This is a genomic window from Aerosakkonema funiforme FACHB-1375 (assembly GCF_014696265.1).
GTDB classification, from domain to species: Bacteria; Cyanobacteriota; Cyanobacteriia; order Cyanobacteriales; family Aerosakkonemataceae; genus Aerosakkonema; species Aerosakkonema funiforme_A.
In genome coordinates, this window is record NZ_JACJPW010000058.1 from 17136 (window position 1) to 37565 (window position 20430).

Below are 20430 nucleotides of genomic sequence, written 5' to 3' on the forward strand. Positions count from 1 at the left end.
TTGTTTCATAGAAGGCTGCTTTTTGACAGAGTTGTTATAATCCCCTTTATGGCAATCGGCTGTAGAGAGGTTTCATGAAACGTCTCTACAATAGAGATTTCCTCTCAAAGAATCTCTCTCGGCAGGCAGGATGCCTACCCCACAAGAATTTTTGGAGATATCCAATGTTTGGGTATAAGACGATCTAAACACCTAACCAACGATACCAAGCATCTAAGCCCGTTCCGGTTGTGGCAGATACTTGAAATACTTGTAGGTGGGGATTAACTTGACGTGCATATTCAATGCAGCGATCGACATTAAATTGCACGTAAGGTAATAGATCGATTTTATTGATAATCATCACCTGACTGGCACGAAACATATATGGATATTTAATTGGTTTATCCTCTCCTTCTGTGACTGACAAAATCGCAACTTTGGCAGTTTCTCCTAAATCAAATAAAGCCGGACAAACCAAATTTCCCACATTTTCAATCATCACAATTGAATTCAGAGGAGGATTGAGTTCTTGCAATCCTCGTTCTACCATATTTGCATCCAGATGGCAACCCGTACCCGTATTAATTTGGATGACAGGACAACCTGTAGCTTTAATGCGATCGGCATCATTAGTAGTAGCTTGATCGCCTTCAATTACACTAATTCCAACTTTGTCTTTTAAATCTTCAATCGTTCTCGCCAACAACGTTGTTTTTCCCGAACCCGGAGAACTAACTAAGTTAAGTGCTAAGATATTTCGACCTTTAAACCAACCGCGATTTTGGGCTGCCAACAAATCATTTTTGGCTAAAATATTTTGTTCTAAACTAACTGTTGTGCCGTGCATTTTAGCGTGTAATTGGGCATTTTCAGTGGCAACAGAATGGGTATGAGGATGTTCGTGATGATGTTCGTGAGAATGTTCGTGGTGATGGGAATGGGAAACAACCGTACCGTCAGCTAAAACATGAGTATGTTCTCCGGTTTGGGGATTGGTAACAGTTACGTTAGCATCATCAGAACAGCCGCAAGTTACACACATAATTCTTCTAACTCCAATTCCTTAATTTTAAGTTCTTCACCTTGAAAAATTTCTAAATCGCTACTACCGCAAGAGGGACAAATACCGAATGGCATTTCTAAAGTAACCTCTGTTTGGCATTGACGACAACGGGCTAAACCGGGAATTTCAATAATTTCTAATTTTGCTCCTTCTAGCAATGTTTCCTGACAACAAACATCGAAACAAAAGCGGATCGAATCAGGTAAAATAGCGGTTAGTTGTCCGATTTCTAGAGATACTCGTTTTACCCTAGAACCAGATGCGTGTTCGGTGGCGATCGCAACAATATTTCGGGTAATTCCTAATTCGTGCATTCAACAAATCCTCGGCAATTGTTCGCCTACTAACATATCAACGATTCGTTCTGTACCAAATTCAGTTTTCAGCAATACCACCCCCGCAGGATTGGCAATAACTTCGCCAACAATCCGAGCATCTTTGCCAGCGGAATGCGATCGCATCGCCGCCAAAACCTCATCTGCTGAATCAGGCGGAACTACCACTACTAGCTTACCTTCATTTGCCAAATAAAGCGGATCGAATCCCAACAACTCACACATTCCAGCTACCTCTTTTCTAACCGGAATAGCTGACTCATGCAAACGAATTCCCACATTAGCACTTTGGGCAAACTCATTCAATACTGTAGCCAATCCGCCGCGAGTAGCATCCCGCATCGCCCGCACATTTGGACAAACTGAAACGATCGCATCAACTAACCCATTTAAAGGTTGACAATCGCTTTGAATATCAGTTTCCAAAGATAACTCTCCCCTCGCTACCAAAATAGCAGCACCATGATCCCCCAAAGAACCATTAACTAAAATAATATCCCCTGGTTGAATTTGGAAAGCAGCGGGAGAAACGCCCGTTTTAATCACACCAATACCAGTAGTATTGATAAATAACTTATCAGCAGAACCGCGAGGAACAACTTTAGTATCTCCCGTCACTATTTGCACGCCCACCGCCAAAGCAGCCGCTTTCATACTATCAACAACTCGACGAAGAATATCAATTTCTAAACCTTCCTCCAAAATCACACTACAACTCAGAAAAAGCGGTTTAGCCCCGCTAACACATAAGTCATTAACAGTACCATTAACTGCCAAACTACCGATATCACCACCAGGAAAAAACAAAGGAGTAACCACATAAGAATCAGTGGTAAACGCGAGGCAATCGCCCAACAACATTAAACTCCCTAAATCAATTCGCGCCTGATCCTCCAACAGCGACAGCGTAGGATTATCAAAACTACCCACAAAAACATCATCAATCAAATCGCGCATCGCACTACCACCACTACCATGCGCTAAAGTAACAGTGCGTTCCTGAAATTTTTTCTTACCTTGTCGCATTTTCCAACGAGAAATATCCATAAAAAACAACTAAATCTCCCCACCAAAAGACTGCATTAACATCTGTGTTTATCTGTGTTCATCTGTGGATATCTGTGGTAAAAAAACGTAAATCTCTCCACCAAAAGACTGCATTAACATCTGCGTTCATCTGCATACATCTGTGGTAAAAAAACGTAAATTTATCCACCCAAAAACTGCGCTAACATCTGTGTTCATCTGTGTTCATCTGTGGATATCTGTGGTTAAAAAAACCCAGATCTAATTAACCTTCACCTCTTCCCGCTCGATCGATAAACGCCCATATTTATAATAAGCAGCACAAGCCCCTTCCGAAGAAACCATACAAGCACCAAGGGGATGTTCGGGAACACAAGCAGTCCCAAAAACCTTACACTGCCAAGGTTTCATCACGCCTTTTAAAATCTCCCCACACTGACAAGCTTTGTGATCTGCAACTTGCTTACCTGGAAAAGTAAATTTCGCCTCCGCATCAAAACACGCATATTCCGAACGCATTTTCAACCCAGACAACGGAATATCACCCAATCCGCGCCACTCGAACATTTCTCTTACTTCAAATACCCGTTGCATCGCATCCAAAGCAACAGCATTACCCGCTGAATTCACCAAGCGGCTATATTGATTTTCCACCTCACAACGTTTTTCTGCTAATTGTTTAACTACCATCCAAATTGATTGCAAAATATCTAAAGGTTCAAACCCAGAAACGACGACAGGTTTGTGATATCTTTCGGCAATAATTCGATAAGGTTCTGTACCAATTACGGTGCTAACATGACCTGGGCCAACAAATCCATTTAATTGCAAATCGGGGTTAGCTAATAGTGCTTCTAATGCTGGTACAACTAAAACGTGATTGCAAAATAGGCTGAAATTTTGTATGCGATCGCTTTCTGCTTGCAGTGTTGTTAAAGCAGTGCTGGGTGCGGTGGTTTCAAAGCCGATCGCAAAAAATACTACCTCTTTATCGGAATTTTGTTTGGCAATTTGCAGCGCATCTAAAGGCGAATAAACCATGCGAATATCTGCACCATTTGCTTTCGCTTGCAGCAAGCTATATTTGGAACCGGGAACTCGCATCGCATCGCCAAAGGTTGTAAAAATAACATTGGGTTGTTGTGCGAGTGCGATCGCATCATCTAGCCTACCTCTTGGCATTATACAGACTGGACAGCCCGGGCCGTGAACGAGTTCGATCGTTTTTGGTAACAAATCTTCTAATCCATATTTAAAAATGGCATGGGTATGTCCGCCGCAAACTTCCATGATTTTAATGGGTTTGTCGGTGGCAATTTGTTGGCTGATTTGCCGAATCTGTTCGATTAATATTTGGGCTTTTTGGGGGTCGCGAAATTCGTTGATATATTTCATGGTTTTTTTTACCGCAGATGAAGGCAGATAAACGCAGATGAAGGCAGATAAACAGGTAGCTTTATGGTTGGGATTAAGACTTTAGTTGCTTATGGTTAATGATTCTTGAATTTCTGCTAGTTCTTCGAGTAATTTTAGGGTTTCGGCTGCTTCGTCTGGATCTATTCGTTGCATGGCGAAACCGACGTGGACTAATACCCAATCTCCTAAACAAGATTCGACGGGATGGGTATCATCGACGATGCAAGCGATATTAACTTGACGTTTTACGCCGCTAATATCAACGGTGGCGAGTTTGTTTTTGATGTCTGTGATTTCGATTATTTGACCGGGGATTCCTAAACACATTTTACGTTACCTATTGTAATTGGAAAATTTTTATTGTACGCACTTAACTAAAAGATTCTCGTCTTCTAAAAGCATCTCAATTACTTCACGGAGATTCTCTTGTAGTTCATCTAAAGTTTCTCCTTGGGAATGGGCTCCCGGAAATCCAGGGACATAACCTACATAGAGTTTTGTATCAAGATCTCGTTCAACAATTGCCGTAAAAGTCTTCATATTTCCCGTGTTCAATCAAAAGAAAAGTTTATTTTCATTTTATACCTTTTTGAATTGATTTTGCGGCGGCGATCGCAACTTGTCCTAAAGACAATCCACCATCATTAGCTGGCACTAAACTATGGGTTAAAACTGTTAAATCCATCACATTTAGTTGCTGGCTAACCTGTTCTAATAATACCTGATTTTGAAAGACACCTCCTGTTAAAGCAACCTGAGTAAAAGAGTGAGTTTCCTGCAACCTAACTACCATAGATGCGATCGCTTTTGCTAGTCCAAGATGAAATCTCGTCGCGATCGCACTCTGGCAAACCCCTGTTTGTAAATCTGTTAATAATGCTTGCCACATCGGACGGGGTTCTAAATAGAAAATCGGCGCAGAGATAATTTCAAAAGGATATCCTGTTTCCTCACTAATATTATCAACTAAAGCTTCTAATTCGATTGCTCCTTGTCCTTCATAACTAGCTAAATCTCGACAAATTCCTAAAGCAGCCGCTACCGCATCAAACAAGCGTCCAGCGGAAGAAGCTAACGGAGAATTAATTCCTTTTGCTAACATTTGATTTAAGAGCGATCGCGGTTGTCGGTCTAAAAAATTCACAATTTCTAATTCCCTATATCTTACCGCCAATTCATCCCAATTAAATCCGGCCATCAAGTGAGCGTAAGTATTCCGCCAAGGTTGATAAATTGCCTGTTCTCCTCCTAGCATAGCAACAGGTTTAAAAGTTGCCAATCTTTGGTAACTGCGATAGTCTGCTAATAGAAATTCGCCACCCCAAAGCGTGCTATCTTCACCATAGCCTAAACCATCTAACGCAATTCCCAAAATCGGTTTAGTTTCTAATTTTATCCCATTTTCGGCCATACAAGCGGCAATATGGGCGTGATGATGTTGAATCGAATAAATTCGCTCGACTCCCAATTCTTTACCTAATTTGGTAGAGAGATATTCGGGATGCAGATCGAGTGCGATCGCGTCTGGTTTATGTTCAAACAAATGCAAATACAGTTCCAATGTTTCGCGATAAGCCGTCAGCGCTGCTGCATTCTCTAAATCACCCAAATGTTGCGATAAAATTGCCTCTCCTTCCCGCAACAAACAAAAAGTATTTTTTAATTCACTCCCCATTGCTAAAATAGGAGGAGCTTGTTCAAATCCCGATGGCAGGCGGATTGGCGCGGGGGCATAACCGCGAGCGCGACGTAGGATTTGCAGTCGATTTCTTACTACTTTCACCACCGAATCATCAACTCGATTGACAATTTCTCGGTTATGTAGTAAAAAATAATCAGCGATTTGACTCAACTTGTCTTTTGCTACTTCATTAGTAATACATTGTGGTTCATCGGAAATGTTGCCACTGGTGAGAACGATCGGACGTTCCATGCGCCGCAAAATCAGATGGTGCAACGGTGTATAAGGCAACATGAAACCGAGAGATTTAATATTAGGGGCGACGGAAGCAGCAATAGGTTTTGAAATTTCTTCTCTGCTGTCTTTCAATCGTAATAGTACAATTGGAGCAGCCGCACTTTGTAACAGTTTTTTTTCTAACTCATCAATAAAACAATATTTATCGATAATTTCTAAATTCTTTGCCATCAAAGCAAATGGTTTATGATAGCGATGCTTGCGTTCTCTAAGTTTTTGTACTGCGGTTTCGTTGGTAGCATCACAAGCGAGATGAATCCCACCAATACCTTTAATCGCAATAATTTCTCCTCGTTGTAACAGGGTGCAAACTGCATCCACATCATCCAACATCGAGAACATATATGATACAATGGGTTTGCCATCTGCCCGTTCTAGCCAAGCTTTTGGGCCGCAAATATGACAGGCGACAGGTTGGGCGTGAAATCGGCGATTTGTTACATCTGCATATTCTTTCGTGCAATCCGAACACATAGTAAAATTAGCCATACTGGTGTTACGGCGATCGTAAGGAATAGCGCGAACGATGCTTAAACGAGGGCCGCAGTGAGTACAATTAGTGAAAGGATAGCGATACCAACGACTAAAAGGATCGAATATTTCGGCTTTACATTCAGGACAAGTTGCTGCATCGGGAGTAATGCTGGTTTTAACTTGATTGCTGATACTTTGAGTAATGGTAAAATCGGTGTAAGTTGGTGGATGAGAGAGAGGAGAACGTGCGATCGCTTCAATTTTTGCTAATGGCGGACATTCTTTTTGTAGTTTGTCAATAAAAGTTTCTACAGCTTCAGCAGTTCCCACAATTCGGATCAGTACGCCTTCGCCATCATTACATACTTCACCGCACAAACTGCCAAGTTTAGCAAGGCGATAAACTGTAGGACGAAATCCTACGCCTTGGACTGTACCGCGTACTCGAATTTCTTCAGCTATATTTAAATTTGGGTTGTTAATATCGGTTATCATTCTGTTAGAAGTTAGAATCTTATTTTTAGAAGAGGATAAGTTAAACTATTCCCAAATTTGGGATTTTTTACCACAGATGAACACAGATGAACACAGATGTAGACTCAGCTTTAAGGCGGGGTCTACAGATGGTTAAATCTGTTGGGAGTTAGGGAAAAATTATTTTCTTGTTCTCCTACCTTATATTTAAGCGATCGCAAGTCAGAGTGACCAAAATTTCAAACTTTCTTAGCATCTGTTTTCGATCGTAAAATTCATGGTAAGATAGGGAAGGTAGCTTGCAATACTTTCCATTGCGACGTTTGCGTGGTATAAATCAAGATTTATTCCAAATCCCACAGTAAAATTCGATTGTTTCCCGAATCAGCGATCGCAACTTTATCGCCACAAACCAGCACCCCATAACACCAACAAAGACTATCTCGCATCGGTAAACCGTAAACTCGGTTTTCTCCCTTGCTTTGAAAATCAAGTTGTCCGATTAAAGCATTCGCATCTGTACCGTGAAGCAGGCGCAAATCTGCCAAATATTTCCAACCTAATAAGCGAGAATTAGCAGTATCAGCAACTAATAACCAATCTTTCGCTACTGTCACCCCATAAGGCATATTTAAACTAGCCGCAGTAGGAAAGTAAACCCCTCGATTCAGTTCTACTTTGTCAAAACTAGACTGCCCTAACACCGCCACGCAGGGAGTATTATTTTCTGTAGGAATTCCTTCCCACAACATAATCCGATTATTTCCAGCATCCGCCACTACCAAATTACCTTGCCAAATTGCCATACTGTGACACCAACGCATACTCGCCGCCGTCGGTGTTCCGCCCCCATTCTCATTGCGAGAGGTAAAATCGGGTTGTCCTAAAACTAAATCCGCAGGTTGTCCGTTAGTCTCTGGTAACTGATTCCAAATCAAAACTCGACGATTTCCAGTATCAGCAACAAATAACTTACCTTCATAATAGAAAACACCATAGCACCAATGCAAGCGATCGCACGCCGTATCCATAAATCCCCGATTTGGTTCCCCTTGCGAAAAATCAGCTTGTCCTAACACGATATCAGCAGGAATATTACTATCTTCTGGGATTTTTTTCCAAATCAAAACGCGATGATTCCAAGCATCAGCAACAGCTAAACCTTCACCACAAATACAAATTCCAGTGGGAACGCTGAGAGTAGAAGCAGTTGGATTACCTTTAGCATTTTTCCCTTCACTAAAAAAGTCTGGTTGTCCGATAATCCAATCCGCAGGTTGATTGTCTGATTCAGGATGCGATCGCCATCCTAACAAACGATGATGTCCCGTATCCGCCACCCACAAAGAACGATCGGCAACTAAACAAATACCTCTTGGCCCAAATAAAGTATTAGGGGTAGGTGCGATCGGCGTCGGGATGATAGAATCTCCCAAACCACCGATAATTACCTTTGCACCTTCAGGCGAGAGAAGCGAAAATGGGACTGCCTTTTGAGTTATCATAGAAAAAAGGGAAAATTACCGATCATCCTAGCGTGCGATCGCAATTTTAGCAGCGATTTCCCGCCAAAATACAAGATGAGATGAAAGAAATAATATGAATTCGTTTGAAAGCATCAGTGTTAAAGGTTTCCGTCGCTTATTTTCAATTGAAATCGAACTGCGACCTCTCACCGTTATGATTGGCGCTAACGGTATCGGAAAAAGCTCTTTTTTAGAAATATTCTCCCTCTTGGCAGCTTCTGCAAATGGTCAATTACAGTCAAAAATTTCCGAATTTAGCGGTCTTAATCAAATGTTGACAAGAGATAAAGCCGATAGTATGAGCATATCTTTGTCAATGCCTGTAGAAAACCAAAACCCGTTGAATTACTGTCTTCAACTTGCTAGTAAAGGTCAGTTTTATGAAATTGCTGTAGAAACTTTAACCCAACAGCGAAATCTCGCTGCCACTGCACCTTTTAAGTATATTGATTCTCGCGGTTTAGATATTAAATATTACGATCCAGAATATGAAAGACTATTGCGCCCAAATTGGGAACATAACCCTTTAGAAACTTCCCTTTCTCAGGTTCCCAAAATGTACAAAGAACCAGAGACTTTGCGAAAAAAATTAGCTTTATGTAGTTTTTATAGAGCCTGGGAATTGAATGTTGCTCCCAGAAGTCCAATGCGTTTACCTCAAGCAATGCGTCCGGCAAAATTACCCGGATTTAATGGGGAAGATTTAGTTTCCTGCCTTTATTATTTGCGCGAGACAGACAGGGATAGATTTGAAATAGTAGAAGATACACTTGCGGCGGCTTTTCCTGATTTTGAAAGGTTGAGTTTTCCACCAGTAGCAGCAGGAACTTTGGCAATGACTTGGAAGGATAAAAATTTTTCTCAACCTCTTTATATGGATCAACTTTCTGAAGGAACTTTGCGATTTATTTGGTTAGTTACTCTTTTACAAAGTCGTGATTTAACATCTGTTACTCTCATTGATGAGCCGGAAGTAAGTTTGCATCCAGAGTTATTGAGATTGTTAGTTCATTTAATGCGAGAAGCTTCCCAACGCACTCAGCTTATTGTTGCCACTCACTCCGATAGATTGATTCGATTTTTAGAACCTAACGAGGTTCTAGTTTGTGATGCTGAAGATGGGTTAACAACGATGACTTGGGCGGATTCTTTAGATTTAGAAAAATGGTTAGAGGAATATAGTTTGGATGAAATTTGGGCTATGAATTTGATTGGGGGGCAACCATGAAAATTGCCATTTTGGTTGAGGGAGAAACTGAAAATGTTTTTAAGCCTTTCCTAGTAAATTTTCTTAGCTCTTGCTTGGAAAAAAGAATGCCAAAATTAAAATTTGTAAAATTTGATGGTCGTATTCCTAAAGAAAATAAACTTAAACGTCAAGTTGAAAATCTACTGAGTGGCAAAGATGCTTGTGATGCCGTGATTGCATTAACAGATGTTTATACAGGTAAAAATGATTTTGTAGATGCCGCAGATGCTAAGGTTAAAATGGCTGAATGGGTGGGAAATAATCCGAATTTTTATCCTCATGCTGCACAGTATGATTTTGAAGCTTGGTTGTTACCTTTTTGGTCAACCATTCAAAAGAAAGCTGGACATAATAAATCAGCGCCTAGTGGTTCTCCCGAACAGGTTAATCATAATAATCCACCATCTAAGCGGATTAGAAAAATATTTGAATCAGGCGGACGCAGAAGTTACAATAAGCCTCGCGATGGAGCAAGTATTTTAAGAGGAAATAATTTGATGGTTTCAATAAAAGCTTGTCCTGAATTAAAGGCTTTTATCAATACGATTATAACTCTTTGTGAGGGTGAGTTAATTGATTGAATTTTAGTTTAGAAAAAGAGCGATCGCACTCTCCCCAAAACTGAAAAATGCGATCGCCATTTATCTTTCTATCTTTTGCACAAGTTTAGATAGTCCATTCATGATCAGGATCATCGAGTGCTGCTTGCACAAATGACGAATCAGCAATGTCTTTGAATGGGCTAGATTTAGCGATCTCTGTAATTGAATTGATTGCCAAAGCTAACTGATTTGGATTACCATCAGCTATTGCTTGGTCTACTTTTTCAAACAGAAAACTAAAGTTTTTGGCTCGTTCATCAAATGAGAGTTTCAGATACTTTATCAAAGCATCTCGTTGAGCTTGAATATTAGCAACTGTTGCTTTTTCCCATGCCGCAATTTCACGGCGGTTAGTCTTTTCTTGCTCGGCAACTATTTTGTATTCAGTGTAAGCTTCAACAATAGCCCGTAAGCATTGGGAAGGGGCTAAAGCTGGATTTAATACGCCAGCACCCATTACTTCTACAGGAACTTTTTTAGCTACCATGTTTATTTGCCTGGTAAGTTACAGTATTTTTCGATAATGGTTACAGTGCCAAGATTCAGTTTTCCTTCGCTGTTTAAAACAGGAGTTTTCAAAGTTTCTACAAGTCCTTTCATCAAAAGTGCTACTTGTTGAAACTTTTCTGCATCTCTTGTGGCATCAAAAGGTCGAGATTGTAATTGGTTAATACCTTCAACAGCTTGAGAGTCAAGAGATTTAAGTGTATCTCTTAAGGCAATAATCCGTTGTTTGATCTCCTCTGCAAACTTTGTAGCAGATTTTATATCTGTAATTGCCTGATTTAATTTAGCTTCGTACTCAGCAGACTCGGCGTTTTTTTGGCTAAATAATAAGCTGCCAATCACCAAAGCTGGAAGTATAACAGCACCACCCAGCACAACTGTTCCAAGAGCTACGCCACCACCACCCGCAGCTAGTGCGCCACCACCGAGCCATGCTAATATTGGCGCACCACCAATTTGTGCTGCTTTTGCAGCTACTTTCACACCTCCTTCTAAATAATTTTTAATCTCTCCTGTTTCAGGAACAGAATCTTCATACTCAATTGGCTGCACTAAAATTTCTATCCCTTGGAAAATCCTCTTTTCACTTAGAGAAGCTTTTCGACCTGTGCTTTCCAAGAAAGTAACAAAGCTTTGAATTGTGAATCTGTTTACATTAAGTTGGAGTTGACCATACTCTTCTGCCAACTTGTTGATCAGTGCTTCTTCTGTTTTTAACTGTTCAAAAGCTTTTACATATTTATTGAGTATTTCCGTCATACTCTACCGCCTACCCATAACGGTTGTACTAAAAACTGTTACATCTGTCATATTTATTTGCCTGGTAGAGTACGATATTTTTCTAAAATCGTTACAGTGCCAAGGTTAAGTTTTCCTTCGCTGTTCATTACTGGAGTTTTCAAAATTTCTACAAGTCCTTTCATTAAAAGTGCTACTTGTTGAAATTTTTCTGCATCTCTTTTCGCCTCGAAAGGTTGAGACTCCAATTGATTAAGACCTTCAATAGCACGAGAATTAAGAAATTCAAAAACCCGCTTTAATTCACAAATTCGATCTCTTACTTGTAGAGAAAAGTCTTTAGCAACTCTCATTTCTGCAACTGCTTTATTAACTTTGGCTTCGTATTCTTTCGCCTTTGTCATCGCTTTTTCACCTTCTTTCGCCGCAAAAAAGCCACCTATTGCTAAAGCTGGTAAAACAGTGATCCCGCCAAGTACGAGAGTGCCCAGAGCCATACCGCCGCCACCCGCTGCAACTGATCCAAAACCAAACCATGCTAAAGTTGCATTCCAAGCAGCTGCTCCACTCAAACTAGAAATAGCTGTTCCTGTACTTGCTGCACCGATCGAAGTAGCAACGCCGATCGCACCTCCGTATCCTGCTGCTGCTGCTCCCGCAGATTTTACCCCAGCCAAAAAATACTTTTCTGCTCCTACAGCCGCAGCTTTATACTCTTTAATTTGCTGCACTGAAAAGTCCATTCCTTCTAATAGCCGTTTTTCACTTTCCGAAGCTTTCCGACCTGTATTTTCCAAGAAAGTAACAAAGCGTTTAATAGTACTTCTGATCACGTTTAATTGCAGTTCGCCATACTCTTGGGCAAATACGTTTGTGGCTTGTTCCGCCTGTTTCAATTGTTCAAGGTTACGCTCATAACGCTCTTTTGCTTCGTTAGCAAGTTGGTTAGCTTTTTGACCAGGATAAAGTGAAACCATGTAAAACTCCTATGTTGATTTTAGTTAGCAAGTTTGGAGGTTTTGACTAACTAGAATTTCTCTATTTGATATGGCTTTTAATGAGGAATATAAAATAATTGTAAAACAAAAACACATCGATTTCCTCAGTATATGCACTGAAATGAAATGATGAGGTTGTCTTATATACTCAAAAATACTGATAAATAGCATTTTAGCTATTGAAAAAGCTTTTTAGTAGTTATTAATTGGTCGATCGCTTTATTTGAACAAATACCCGTCCATCTTGTACTTGTACCGGATAAGATTGCAAAGGTATCTCAGGCGAAGTTAAACATTCTCCAGTTTCCAACCGATAGCGAAACTTATGGCTAGGACAAGTTAAAATTCCATTACTAACATCCCCAGCGTCTAGCGGTTCACCAAAATGACTGCAAGCATTTTCATAGCAGACAACTTGAGAACCAATTCTAAATAATATTAACGATTTTCCTAATAATTTCATCGCTAAAATTCCTTGGGTAGGAACTTCAGCGAGTGAAGTTAATTCTATGCGATCGCTATCTATATTTTCAGATAAATTTTGACTGGCTGGAAATTTCTCCGTTTGTACGGCTATTACCTGCGTAATTTCTGGACAGTAACGCTTAATAGCTTGTTCTACGCTGTCGGATAAAGTAAGAGTGGAAGCAGGACAGTTACTACAATTTCCAATCAGTCGAACTTTGACTGTAGGTAGATCGATCGCTACCAGTTCCACATCTCCATTATGGCTTTGCAGTCCCGGTCGAACTTCTGCCAAAGCAAGTTTAATTCTTTCTTCCAAAGGTGGTTGCGGCGATTTTACCAGATCGTAGTAACGCAATACACCGTATACTACCTCATCTTCAGCTGCACGACGCAAAGCAGATAAAGAATCTTGTTTCACACTACGAATTAGGCGGATCAAAGCTTCGCGATGCAAAGCTTCCATCGCCCTTTTCCACGCCATTAATACTACTCTTTGCGACTCATCCCATTCGCTAGCGATCGCTTCATAGCGATTGATTTCCCGTACCAGTTCTTCCAGCGTCGGACTGCGATCGTCATTTGTCATTGCTTTATTTCATTTTCACATCTTTCAGCAAAAACGGCATTAATACGCCAGTCAAAAAACCCGATACTGGAATTGATAGCCATATTTGGGCACCTAACCGATCTAATCCTACCAGTAACAAACAGCCAATTATCACTCCAATTGCAGTTTGTCTGGCAAAATAATCTGGATTTTGCAATAACTTTCCTTTAAACAGTAATTTTGTGGAAAACCAGCCGACTTCTAACACGATTTTTTCTCCTTTCTTTGCTCTCTTTGTATTATTTACACTTTAATTAATGGCTATTACAATTAACCCCAGCACAGTAGCAGGAATTATTGCCGCAGGGCCAAATAATCCCCCAATCATCGCCGCCAGTCGATAACCCAGGTCTTTTCCTGCTAGCAATATGCCACCGATCGCCCCACCAAGAATAGAGAAACCGATCGCAATTCCCAACCACACTATTCCCGTCGCCAGATTAATTTCTCCTGCAAAAAAGCTGGAGATAAAACTTTGTACCAGCGGATCGTTCAGAACTTCATTCATTGCCTTCTCCTAAAAATAGTAAAACTCATTTACGTTCATCTGCGTTCATCTGCTTTTATCTGCGGTAAAAAAAATCCCTGACAAAAGCGATAAATCTATAACTCACTAATCGCCTGTTCCACCATTTCCGCCTGTTCTAACCTTCCGTGTTGACGAAAGATACTTGCTGCTTCCTGATAATATTCCCTTGCTTGCAACAAGTTACGATCGTTACCTGCTTCGAGATGGTCTGGATCGTCAGGAAGATTGCTTAAGGCGTTAGCTTTATTAGCTAAAGTATTGGCATATTCGATCGGCGTATCCCGTTTGTTACGCACTTTTAGCGCTTCGTCATAAGCTGCGATCGCTCGCCAGTTATTTTCTACCGGATGGGCGCTGGCTAAATATTGTAAAGCATTGCCCAAATTATTTTGTAGCATTGCATACTCATTGGGATGATCGATAAGAGTAATCCACTCTAACGCCTGTTGAAAAGATTGTACAGCTAAAGCTTGTCGCATATCTTCCCCTTCCGCTGACATCGGCATGGAAAGGTAAGCGATCGCAATATTATTATGCAGGATCGCAAATTCTTGCGGATAAGTATCTCCCTTAAATACCCTTAAAGCGCGTTGATATAGCTGGATGCTATCTACCAATCTTGCCTGATGGAAAGGAACCAAAGCTTGTAAAACTAAGCCCAGATTCATTTCTGTTTCTGCTACTTCCTCCGGGGAAGCGTATTCTTGCAACAAAGGCAATGCCGTTTGATAACATTCCCTAGCTTTTTGTAACAAATCTGCCCCTTCGCTGGGAATCGATCGCAATGCTGTTCCCATCCCTGTCAGCACCCTTGCTTTCCAAACAGGATACTGTTCCTGGCATAACTCCAAGGCATGAGAATACAGCGACATCGCATTCCAGATATCCTGAATTTCTTTCGGCTTTTTTTGCAATTCCATGCCTAATTCGATCAGCATCTCGATTTTTTCTTCTAAAGTTGCTGACTCCGATTCAATAGCAGCGATCGCAGTTTTCACTGCCACCTCAGTCATACTTGAAGCCACTACTAAGTCTCCTTAATCTATTTACCATTAACTTTTTTATTATTCACAATTTTTTAATTTTCCGTTTATCTTAACTAAATCAATCTTAAAATTACTAAACTTTTGCCCGTTCGGTATCTTTTTTAATAAAATTTTACATTTTCACTCGATTAATTTTATTGTGGGGAAAAATTTTCTAGACCTTTAGAGATTAACAACTTTTATGTTGTTAAAACTAGGTAAAAAAATGTTATTAACATTCCCAAAATAAAAAATTATAAATTGTTTCAATATACACAATTTACTCCCGATTAATATGCTTAAATTGCAATTTGAGGTGCAATAATCGGCTATCCTTCTGCTTTCAAGCTGATAGCTATACTCCTCGATCGCGATAAATATAAAATTTTGTTGAGTTGGATTATTTAAACATATAAATAAAAAAAATATAGATAATATGATAAAAGTTATAGAATCAAAAATTGGGTAACAGGCGGCGCGTTCGCCTCTCAATTCTTGTGAAAAATTTGCAACAAATTGCGATCGAAGGTGGCGTATGGTCAATGTCCTTTGGCTTCAAGGTGGAGCCTGTTCTGGCAACACCATGTCCTTCTTAAATGCAGAAGAACCGAGTGCTTGCGACTTAGTAACAGACTTTGGCATTAATATTTTGTGGCATCCCTCTTTGGGAGTCGAACTAGGCGAAAACCTGCAAAAATTGCTGTGGGATTGCGTAAAAGGTACAATCCCCCTAGATATCTTGGTATTTGAAGGATCGGTCGTCAACGCTCCCAACGGTGCGGGTACTTGGAACCGCTTTGCTCATCGACCGATGAAAGATTGGCTGAGCGACTTATCAAAAGTAGCTAGTTTCGTCGTTGCAGTAGGAGACTGCGCTACTTGGGGCGGCATTCCCGCAATGGCACCCAACCCCAGCGAATCGACAGGATTACAATTTCTCAAACGTCAGGAAGGCGGTTTTTTAGGCACAGACTACGTTTCCAAAGGCGGACTACCAGTAATTAATATTCCCGGATGTCCCGCTCATCCAGACTGGATTACACAAATTTTAGTCGCGATCGCCACCGGAAGGATCGCAGATATCACCTTAGACGAACTTAACCGTCCCCAAACCTTCTTCAAAAGCTTCACCCAAACAGGCTGCACTCGCAACATCCACTTTGCCTATAAAGCCTCTAGCGGTGAATTCGGACAGCGCAAAGGTTGCCTGTTCTACGACTTAGGTTGTCGCGGGCCAATGACCCATTCCTCCTGCAACCGCATTTTGTGGAACCGCGTTTCCTCCAAAACCCGCGCCGGAATGCCCTGTCTTGGTTGCACCGAACCAGAGTTTCCCTTCCACGACCTCAAACCAGGTACAGTTTTCAAAACCCAAACCGTCATGGGCGTACCCAAAGAACTGCCCACCGGAGTCAACAAAAAAGACTACGCCCTAATCACCGTTGTAGCAAAAGATGCAACTCCTGCCTGGGCAGAAGAAGACATTTTTACAGTTTAGTCAGTTGTCAGTTGTCAATTGTCAGTTGCACCCCACAAAAAACTCTCAATAACATCTGCGTTCATCTGCATTTATCTGCGTTCAAAAAAAGTAAAAATTTGAGAGAGGAGACATTTAAAGAATGCCAGTTCAAACCTTAGACATTTCGCCAGTCGGAAGAGTAGAAGGCGACCTAGATGTAAGAGTTGAAATAGAAGATGGATACGTAACCAACGCTTGGACTCACGCCGAACTATTTCGCGGATTTGAGATTATTTTACGAGGCAAAGATCCTCAAGCAGGATTAATCGTCACCCCTCGCGCTTGTGGAATTTGTGGCGCTTCCCACCTCAGTTCTGCTGCTTGGGCATTAGACACTGCTTGGGGTACAGAAGTACCGCGCAATGCTATTCTAGCTAGAAACTTAGGACAATTAGCCGAAACAATCCAAAGTATTCCCCGCTATTTTTACGGGTTATTCGCGATCGATCTAACCCATAAAAAATATCAGCATAGTTCATTCTACGAAGAAGCTTGTCGCAGGTTCGCTCCTTTTACTGGTAAATCCTACGAACTGGGAGTAACTATTTCTGCCAAACCCGTAGAAATATATGCTTTATTAGGTGGACAATGGCCGCACTCTAGTTACATGGTGCCAGGTGGTGTAATGTGCGCCCCGACCTTAACTGATGTCACCCGCGCTTGGTCGATTTTGGAATATTTTCGCACCAATTGGTTAGAGCCTGCCTGGTTGGGTTGTTCGTTAGAACGCTACGAACAAATCCAAACTTATGATGATTTTATGGCATGGTTGGAGGAAGATCCGAAACACGCTAACTCCGATCTCGGTTTTTACTGGCGGATGGGTTTAGATATTGGTTTGGATAAGTACGGCGCTGGTGTTGGAAAATACATCACATGGGGCTATCTCCCTCACGAAGATAAGTATCAAAAACCGACCATTGAGGGTAGAAATGCAGCCGTGATTATGAAGAGTGGGGTGTATGACAGCTTTAGCGATACTCACTCCTTGATGGATCACAGCTTTGCCCGCGAGAATACAACTCACTCTTGGTATGATGAAGGCACTGGAGACGTTCATCCGTTCGATCGCACCACCAAACCAACTGAGAAAAATACCCAAGATTTCGATAACAGTTATTCCTGGTCTAGTGCAGTGCGTCACGCCGAGTCGGGACGGTTGGAAGCAGGGCCATTAGCACGCCAACTGGTAGCGGGTGGCAAGCATGGGCAAGACTGGCAACACTACGATCGCTTTATCCTCGATTGTTTCAAGAAAATGGGTGGTGCTAGCATCCATCTTCGGCAGATAGCACGAATGCACGAATCTGTCAAGCTATACCGCCAAGCCGAACGCTGTTTGCGCGAGTTCCGGTTAAATGAGCCTTTCTACATTAAACCAAAAGAAAAAGATGGTCGGGGCTGGGGTGCAACCGAAGCTGCTAGGGGCGCTCTCTGTCACTGGATAGAATTGGAGAAAGGTAAGATTAAAAACTACCAAATTATCGCACCGACGACTTGGAATGTTGGGCCTCGCGATGGTGCAGGTAAATTGGGGCCAATTGAATCGGCTTTAATTGGTACGCCTATTGCTGATTCTACCGATCCGATCGAAGTTGGTCACGTTGCGCGATCGTTCGATTCTTGTTTAGTTTGTACCGTTCATGCCCATGATGCTAAAACCGGGGAGGAATTGGCAAGATTTAGAACAGCTTGATTCTAAAATTAGGGGCAGGTTTTGGTAAGGATTAGTTTGACAAAATCTGCCTCTCGAAATAGTTTTTTAAGCATAGATGTAGGCGAAAGCCTTCCCGTAGGGTACGTAAAAGACTCTGGATCGGAAGTTTCTTTGATTGTATCTGATGGCGATCGCCATGAGCAGCTTTAAGAAGTGGCACGTTTGACTATTTCAACTGCTTTAGCGTTTAACCCTTTTTCATTTGTGAATAGTACAAATTCAACAACATCTCCACAATATAGCCTCTGTTCAGCACCACGAATATCACTAAAGTGAATGAAAATATCTTGTGGGTGGTTTCCCTGAATAAAACCAAATCCTTTGATATCACTAAACCACTTGACCTTACCTTGTTCACGTTCAACTTGAGCAGCAATAACTCTAAGCTTGGGTCGTTCAGAAACTTTAGATTGTTCTTTAATTGTAGTTTCCTCATTAAGAAGGTTAATCAGGTCAGTCGTAAAAGCTTTACGACGAGTAGCTTCAAACCGATTGTAAGTCACTTTTAATAGTGCTTGCTCAATTAGATTAGTGGCTTTCTTAAAGACCTCAATAGCTCTAGCTTCATCCCATAATATTTCGCGTATATTATCGCAATACTTTTCAATTTTTTTATTGCTGTTCAAATAGGGTAAAGTATTTGTTTCGGTAAGCAAACGGAATAACATCAAAAAGTGAAAGCGGAATGCACGATAATTTTTAGCATTCAATTCCTTTTGCTCAAAAAATCGTTCAAGTAAGGCATAGGCATAACTACTACAGTAGTAAGGGTAAGGATTATGCTCTTCTTGAAAGAGTTTACCTTCATAAGACTTCAATAATTCGCCATAGTAACGGTGAGTACTTTGCGGTTCGTTAAGAAACATCCCTAGAAAACACTTGACTTGTGTGGCAAGCGAAATAATTTGTGTTGGTTTTATCGCTAATCCATCATATTGTTTTGAACGCCGTTCATAGTACAACGGTCGTTCGCTCTTAAATGTGTTATAAAACTCTTCAAGATGTTTATGAAAAGGTTTAGTGGACTCAAACGCTTCAACATAAACCTGAGTTTGTCTGTTGGTTGCCCGAATAATCTGATTTGTGACTTCAGTGTTATCAGTAACAATCAATTTTAAGGGTATAAACATCTTTTCAGTAAGAGCCTCTTTGTTGAGGAAAATTACATGACTTGTTTGACAGCCATTTACAATTTGATAATCTGTAATGGTAAAGCGTGAACCTACTTGATTAACTTTTCTTGCAACTACTGTAATTCCATTATTCAAAAGGGCAAATCTATCACTTTGAGCCGGGTCGTTTATCGTTGTCTTAATTTCTTGATTGACAAGATTATTACCTTGAAAGTCTCGAACATTATCATAAAAAAGGCTCCTGACGAGATTGCCATCTGTGTCTGTAATCAGCTTTAAGTACTCTGAGGCTGGCAGGATTCCAATGTATGCTTGATGAACTTCACCAATTGACGGCATAGCTGTATGTTTCTCAAAGTTAATCTCCTTAGAGATTTTCCGCCGAAGTTCTAAATAAAGCCGTTTAAGATGTTCACTATCAACTGGGACAAAGCGTACCAAACTAAAGAGTTTAGTCGCTTCAAGAGCAGCTTTTTCGACCTGTACCCTACCTTCTAAATTTGGATCTCCCGTCCAAGTGCCTGTTGTGACATAGTACATTTCACAAACAGGGGATTTATCCATATCAATGCTAAACTTGTAGATGTAGTCTTTAAGTGTGCGAAGATTTGTCAGTTGTGGGTTCATAGGAATAGTAGGTTGCTCTTCAAAAAAGCTACGAACACCAAATAGGAAGTTTCCTAAATCTCCTGAGTCAAATTTAGCTGAAGTTTTCGATTGGATAAAAATAAATTTTATATCAAATCGACGAAGATTTTTACGAAAATAATCTACTTCTTCTTCTGATGTGACTAAGTGATCGTTAACGAGAATTGCTATTCCATCAATAGCATTATCATTGCCCCCACCAATTGTTGTTGTTTCAACATCAAAAGGATCGGGATGATTTTTTGAAAGAATTGTATGATTGACAAAATGCTCAAAAGCCGTTGCTTCTTCAAGGTGAGCAAGGTCACTCTCATTAACAAAGTTTTGAATGTAGTTTTCTAAAATTTTATCCATATTGACTTATGCAAAGAAGTAATCAAAATTTAATCCCTTGATACTTAGTATCAAAATTATAT

The 20430-nt window shown here is 40.8% G+C and carries 20 protein-coding genes; 4 read left to right on the forward strand and 16 right to left on the reverse strand.

Going from position 1 to position 20430, the window contains the following annotated elements; genetic code table 11:
* Positions 1-184: 184 nt before the first annotated feature.
* From hypB to H6G03_RS21370, 8 genes are all read right to left on the reverse strand, one after another.
* A complete protein-coding gene (gene hypB, locus H6G03_RS21335) occupies positions 185-1024 on the reverse strand; it encodes a hydrogenase nickel incorporation protein HypB (protein WP_190468043.1) in 840 nt (279 codons plus the stop codon).
* Positions 1015-1359 (reverse strand): hydrogenase maturation nickel metallochaperone HypA, encoded by a 345-nt coding sequence (gene hypA / locus H6G03_RS21340; RefSeq protein ID WP_190468046.1) that lies wholly within the window; start codon positions 1357-1359, stop codon positions 1015-1017. Before hypA ends, hypB begins: the two co-directional genes overlap by 10 nt.
* Positions 1360-2427, reverse strand: coding sequence for a hydrogenase expression/formation protein HypE (gene hypE, locus H6G03_RS21345; protein ID WP_190468049.1), 1068 nt, complete (start codon positions 2425-2427; stop codon positions 1360-1362).
* 240 nt (positions 2428-2667) lie between these two features.
* Entirely contained in the window at positions 2668-3801 is a 1134-nt protein-coding gene (hypD, locus tag H6G03_RS21350) for a hydrogenase formation protein HypD (RefSeq protein ID WP_190468053.1), read from the reverse strand.
* A gap of 81 nt (positions 3802-3882) precedes the next feature.
* Complete coding sequence (locus H6G03_RS21355; RefSeq protein ID WP_190468055.1) at positions 3883-4149, reverse strand: HypC/HybG/HupF family hydrogenase formation chaperone; 267 nt, start codon at positions 4147-4149, stop codon at positions 3883-3885.
* 30 nt (positions 4150-4179) lie between these two features.
* Positions 4180-4362 (reverse strand): type II toxin-antitoxin system HicB family antitoxin, encoded by a 183-nt coding sequence (locus tag H6G03_RS21360; protein ID WP_190468058.1) that lies wholly within the window; start codon positions 4360-4362, stop codon positions 4180-4182.
* Between the two features lie 34 nt (positions 4363-4396).
* On the reverse strand, positions 4397-6769 hold the full coding sequence (gene hypF / locus H6G03_RS21365) for a carbamoyltransferase HypF (RefSeq protein ID WP_190468061.1): 2373 nt from the start codon (positions 6767-6769) through the stop codon (positions 4397-4399).
* 323 nt (positions 6770-7092) lie between these two features.
* Positions 7093-8253 (reverse strand): NHL repeat-containing protein, encoded by a 1161-nt coding sequence (locus H6G03_RS21370; protein ID WP_190468064.1) that lies wholly within the window; start codon positions 8251-8253, stop codon positions 7093-7095.
* A gap of 94 nt (positions 8254-8347) precedes the next feature.
* Here H6G03_RS21370 and H6G03_RS21375 point away from each other — a divergent pair, with 94 nt between their 5' ends.
* Together H6G03_RS21375 and H6G03_RS21380 are read left to right on the forward strand one after the other, a co-directional pair.
* Positions 8348-9502, forward strand: coding sequence for an AAA family ATPase (locus tag H6G03_RS21375; RefSeq protein ID WP_190468067.1), 1155 nt, complete (start codon positions 8348-8350; stop codon positions 9500-9502).
* Positions 9499-10104 (forward strand): DUF4276 family protein, encoded by a 606-nt coding sequence (locus H6G03_RS21380; RefSeq protein WP_190468069.1) that lies wholly within the window; start codon positions 9499-9501, stop codon positions 10102-10104. Before H6G03_RS21375 ends, H6G03_RS21380 begins: the two co-directional genes overlap by 4 nt.
* 85 nt (positions 10105-10189) lie before the next feature.
* Here the strand turns inward: H6G03_RS21380 and H6G03_RS21385 are convergent, their stop codons facing one another.
* From H6G03_RS21385 to H6G03_RS21415, 7 genes are all read right to left on the reverse strand, one after another.
* Positions 10190-10612: a hypothetical protein gene (locus H6G03_RS21385; RefSeq protein ID WP_190468072.1), complete on the reverse strand. Its 423-nt coding sequence runs from the start codon at positions 10610-10612 to the stop codon at positions 10190-10192.
* A gap of 2 nt (positions 10613-10614) precedes the next feature.
* Positions 10615-11391 carry a hypothetical protein gene (locus H6G03_RS21390; RefSeq protein ID WP_190468075.1) on the reverse strand — a complete coding sequence of 259 codons (777 nt, stop codon included), beginning with the start codon at positions 11389-11391 and terminating at the stop codon, positions 10615-10617.
* A 53-nt stretch (positions 11392-11444) separates the two neighbouring features.
* A complete protein-coding gene (locus H6G03_RS21395; protein ID WP_190468077.1) occupies positions 11445-12347 on the reverse strand; it encodes a hypothetical protein in 903 nt (300 codons plus the stop codon).
* A 223-nt stretch (positions 12348-12570) separates the two neighbouring features.
* Positions 12571-13422 (reverse strand): NifU family protein, encoded by an 852-nt coding sequence (locus tag H6G03_RS21400; RefSeq protein WP_190468079.1) that lies wholly within the window; start codon positions 13420-13422, stop codon positions 12571-12573.
* 4 nt (positions 13423-13426) lie between these two features.
* Complete coding sequence (locus tag H6G03_RS21405) at positions 13427-13651, reverse strand: hypothetical protein (protein ID WP_190468082.1); 225 nt, start codon at positions 13649-13651, stop codon at positions 13427-13429.
* Positions 13652-13693: 42 nt separating this feature from the next.
* Positions 13694-13951: a hypothetical protein gene (locus H6G03_RS21410; RefSeq protein WP_190468085.1), complete on the reverse strand. Its 258-nt coding sequence runs from the start codon at positions 13949-13951 to the stop codon at positions 13694-13696.
* Positions 13952-14046: 95 nt separating this feature from the next.
* Positions 14047-14997, reverse strand: a complete 951-nt coding sequence (locus tag H6G03_RS21415) for a hypothetical protein (RefSeq protein WP_190468089.1) — start codon at positions 14995-14997, stop codon at positions 14047-14049.
* A gap of 535 nt (positions 14998-15532) precedes the next feature.
* Between H6G03_RS21415 and H6G03_RS21420 the strand changes: the two genes are divergently transcribed.
* Together H6G03_RS21420 and H6G03_RS21425 are read left to right on the forward strand one after the other, a co-directional pair.
* Positions 15533-16495 carry a hydrogenase small subunit gene (locus tag H6G03_RS21420; RefSeq protein ID WP_190468092.1) on the forward strand — a complete coding sequence of 321 codons (963 nt, stop codon included), beginning with the start codon at positions 15533-15535 and terminating at the stop codon, positions 16493-16495.
* A 121-nt stretch (positions 16496-16616) separates the two neighbouring features.
* Positions 16617-18212, forward strand: a complete 1596-nt coding sequence (locus tag H6G03_RS21425; RefSeq protein ID WP_190468095.1) for a nickel-dependent hydrogenase large subunit — start codon at positions 16617-16619, stop codon at positions 18210-18212.
* A 167-nt stretch (positions 18213-18379) separates the two neighbouring features.
* On the opposite strand, the gene H6G03_RS39150 is transcribed toward H6G03_RS21425, so the two are convergent.
* Positions 18380-20368 (reverse strand): AIPR family protein, encoded by a 1989-nt coding sequence (locus tag H6G03_RS39150; protein WP_304609231.1) that lies wholly within the window; start codon positions 20366-20368, stop codon positions 18380-18382.
* Between the last annotated feature and the right edge of the window lie 62 nt (positions 20369-20430).

Bases quoted from the DNA above. Each gene is read 5' to 3' on its own strand.
- hypB (WP_190468043.1), bottom strand. From the start codon at position 1,024: ATGTGTGTAACTTGCGGCTGTTCTGATGATGCTAACGTAACTGTTACC.
- hypA (WP_190468046.1), bottom strand. From the start codon at position 1,359: ATGCACGAATTAGGAATTACCCGAAATATTGTTGCGATCGCCACCGAA.
- hypE (WP_190468049.1), bottom strand. From the start codon at position 2,427: ATGGATATTTCTCGTTGGAAAATGCGACAAGGTAAGAAAAAATTTCAG.
- hypD (WP_190468053.1), bottom strand. From the start codon at position 3,801: ATGAAATATATCAACGAATTTCGCGACCCCCAAAAAGCCCAAATATTA.
- H6G03_RS21355 (WP_190468055.1), bottom strand. From the start codon at position 4,149: ATGTGTTTAGGAATCCCCGGTCAAATAATCGAAATCACAGACATCAAA.
- H6G03_RS21360 (WP_190468058.1), bottom strand. From the start codon at position 4,362: ATGAAGACTTTTACGGCAATTGTTGAACGAGATCTTGATACAAAACTC.
- hypF (WP_190468061.1), bottom strand. From the start codon at position 6,769: ATGATAACCGATATTAACAACCCAAATTTAAATATAGCTGAAGAAATT.
- H6G03_RS21370 (WP_190468064.1), bottom strand. From the start codon at position 8,253: ATGATAACTCAAAAGGCAGTCCCATTTTCGCTTCTCTCGCCTGAAGGT.
- H6G03_RS21375 (WP_190468067.1), top strand. From the start codon at position 8,348: ATGAATTCGTTTGAAAGCATCAGTGTTAAAGGTTTCCGTCGCTTATTT.
- H6G03_RS21380 (WP_190468069.1), top strand. From the start codon at position 9,499: ATGAAAATTGCCATTTTGGTTGAGGGAGAAACTGAAAATGTTTTTAAG.
- H6G03_RS21385 (WP_190468072.1), bottom strand. From the start codon at position 10,612: ATGGTAGCTAAAAAAGTTCCTGTAGAAGTAATGGGTGCTGGCGTATTA.
- H6G03_RS21390 (WP_190468075.1), bottom strand. From the start codon at position 11,391: ATGACGGAAATACTCAATAAATATGTAAAAGCTTTTGAACAGTTAAAA.
- H6G03_RS21395 (WP_190468077.1), bottom strand. From the start codon at position 12,347: ATGGTTTCACTTTATCCTGGTCAAAAAGCTAACCAACTTGCTAACGAA.
- H6G03_RS21400 (WP_190468079.1), bottom strand. From the start codon at position 13,422: ATGACAAATGACGATCGCAGTCCGACGCTGGAAGAACTGGTACGGGAA.
- H6G03_RS21410 (WP_190468085.1), bottom strand. From the start codon at position 13,951: ATGAATGAAGTTCTGAACGATCCGCTGGTACAAAGTTTTATCTCCAGC.
- H6G03_RS21420 (WP_190468092.1), top strand. From the start codon at position 15,533: ATGGTCAATGTCCTTTGGCTTCAAGGTGGAGCCTGTTCTGGCAACACC.
- H6G03_RS21425 (WP_190468095.1), top strand. From the start codon at position 16,617: ATGCCAGTTCAAACCTTAGACATTTCGCCAGTCGGAAGAGTAGAAGGC.
- H6G03_RS39150 (WP_304609231.1), bottom strand. From the start codon at position 20,368: ATGGATAAAATTTTAGAAAACTACATTCAAAACTTTGTTAATGAGAGT.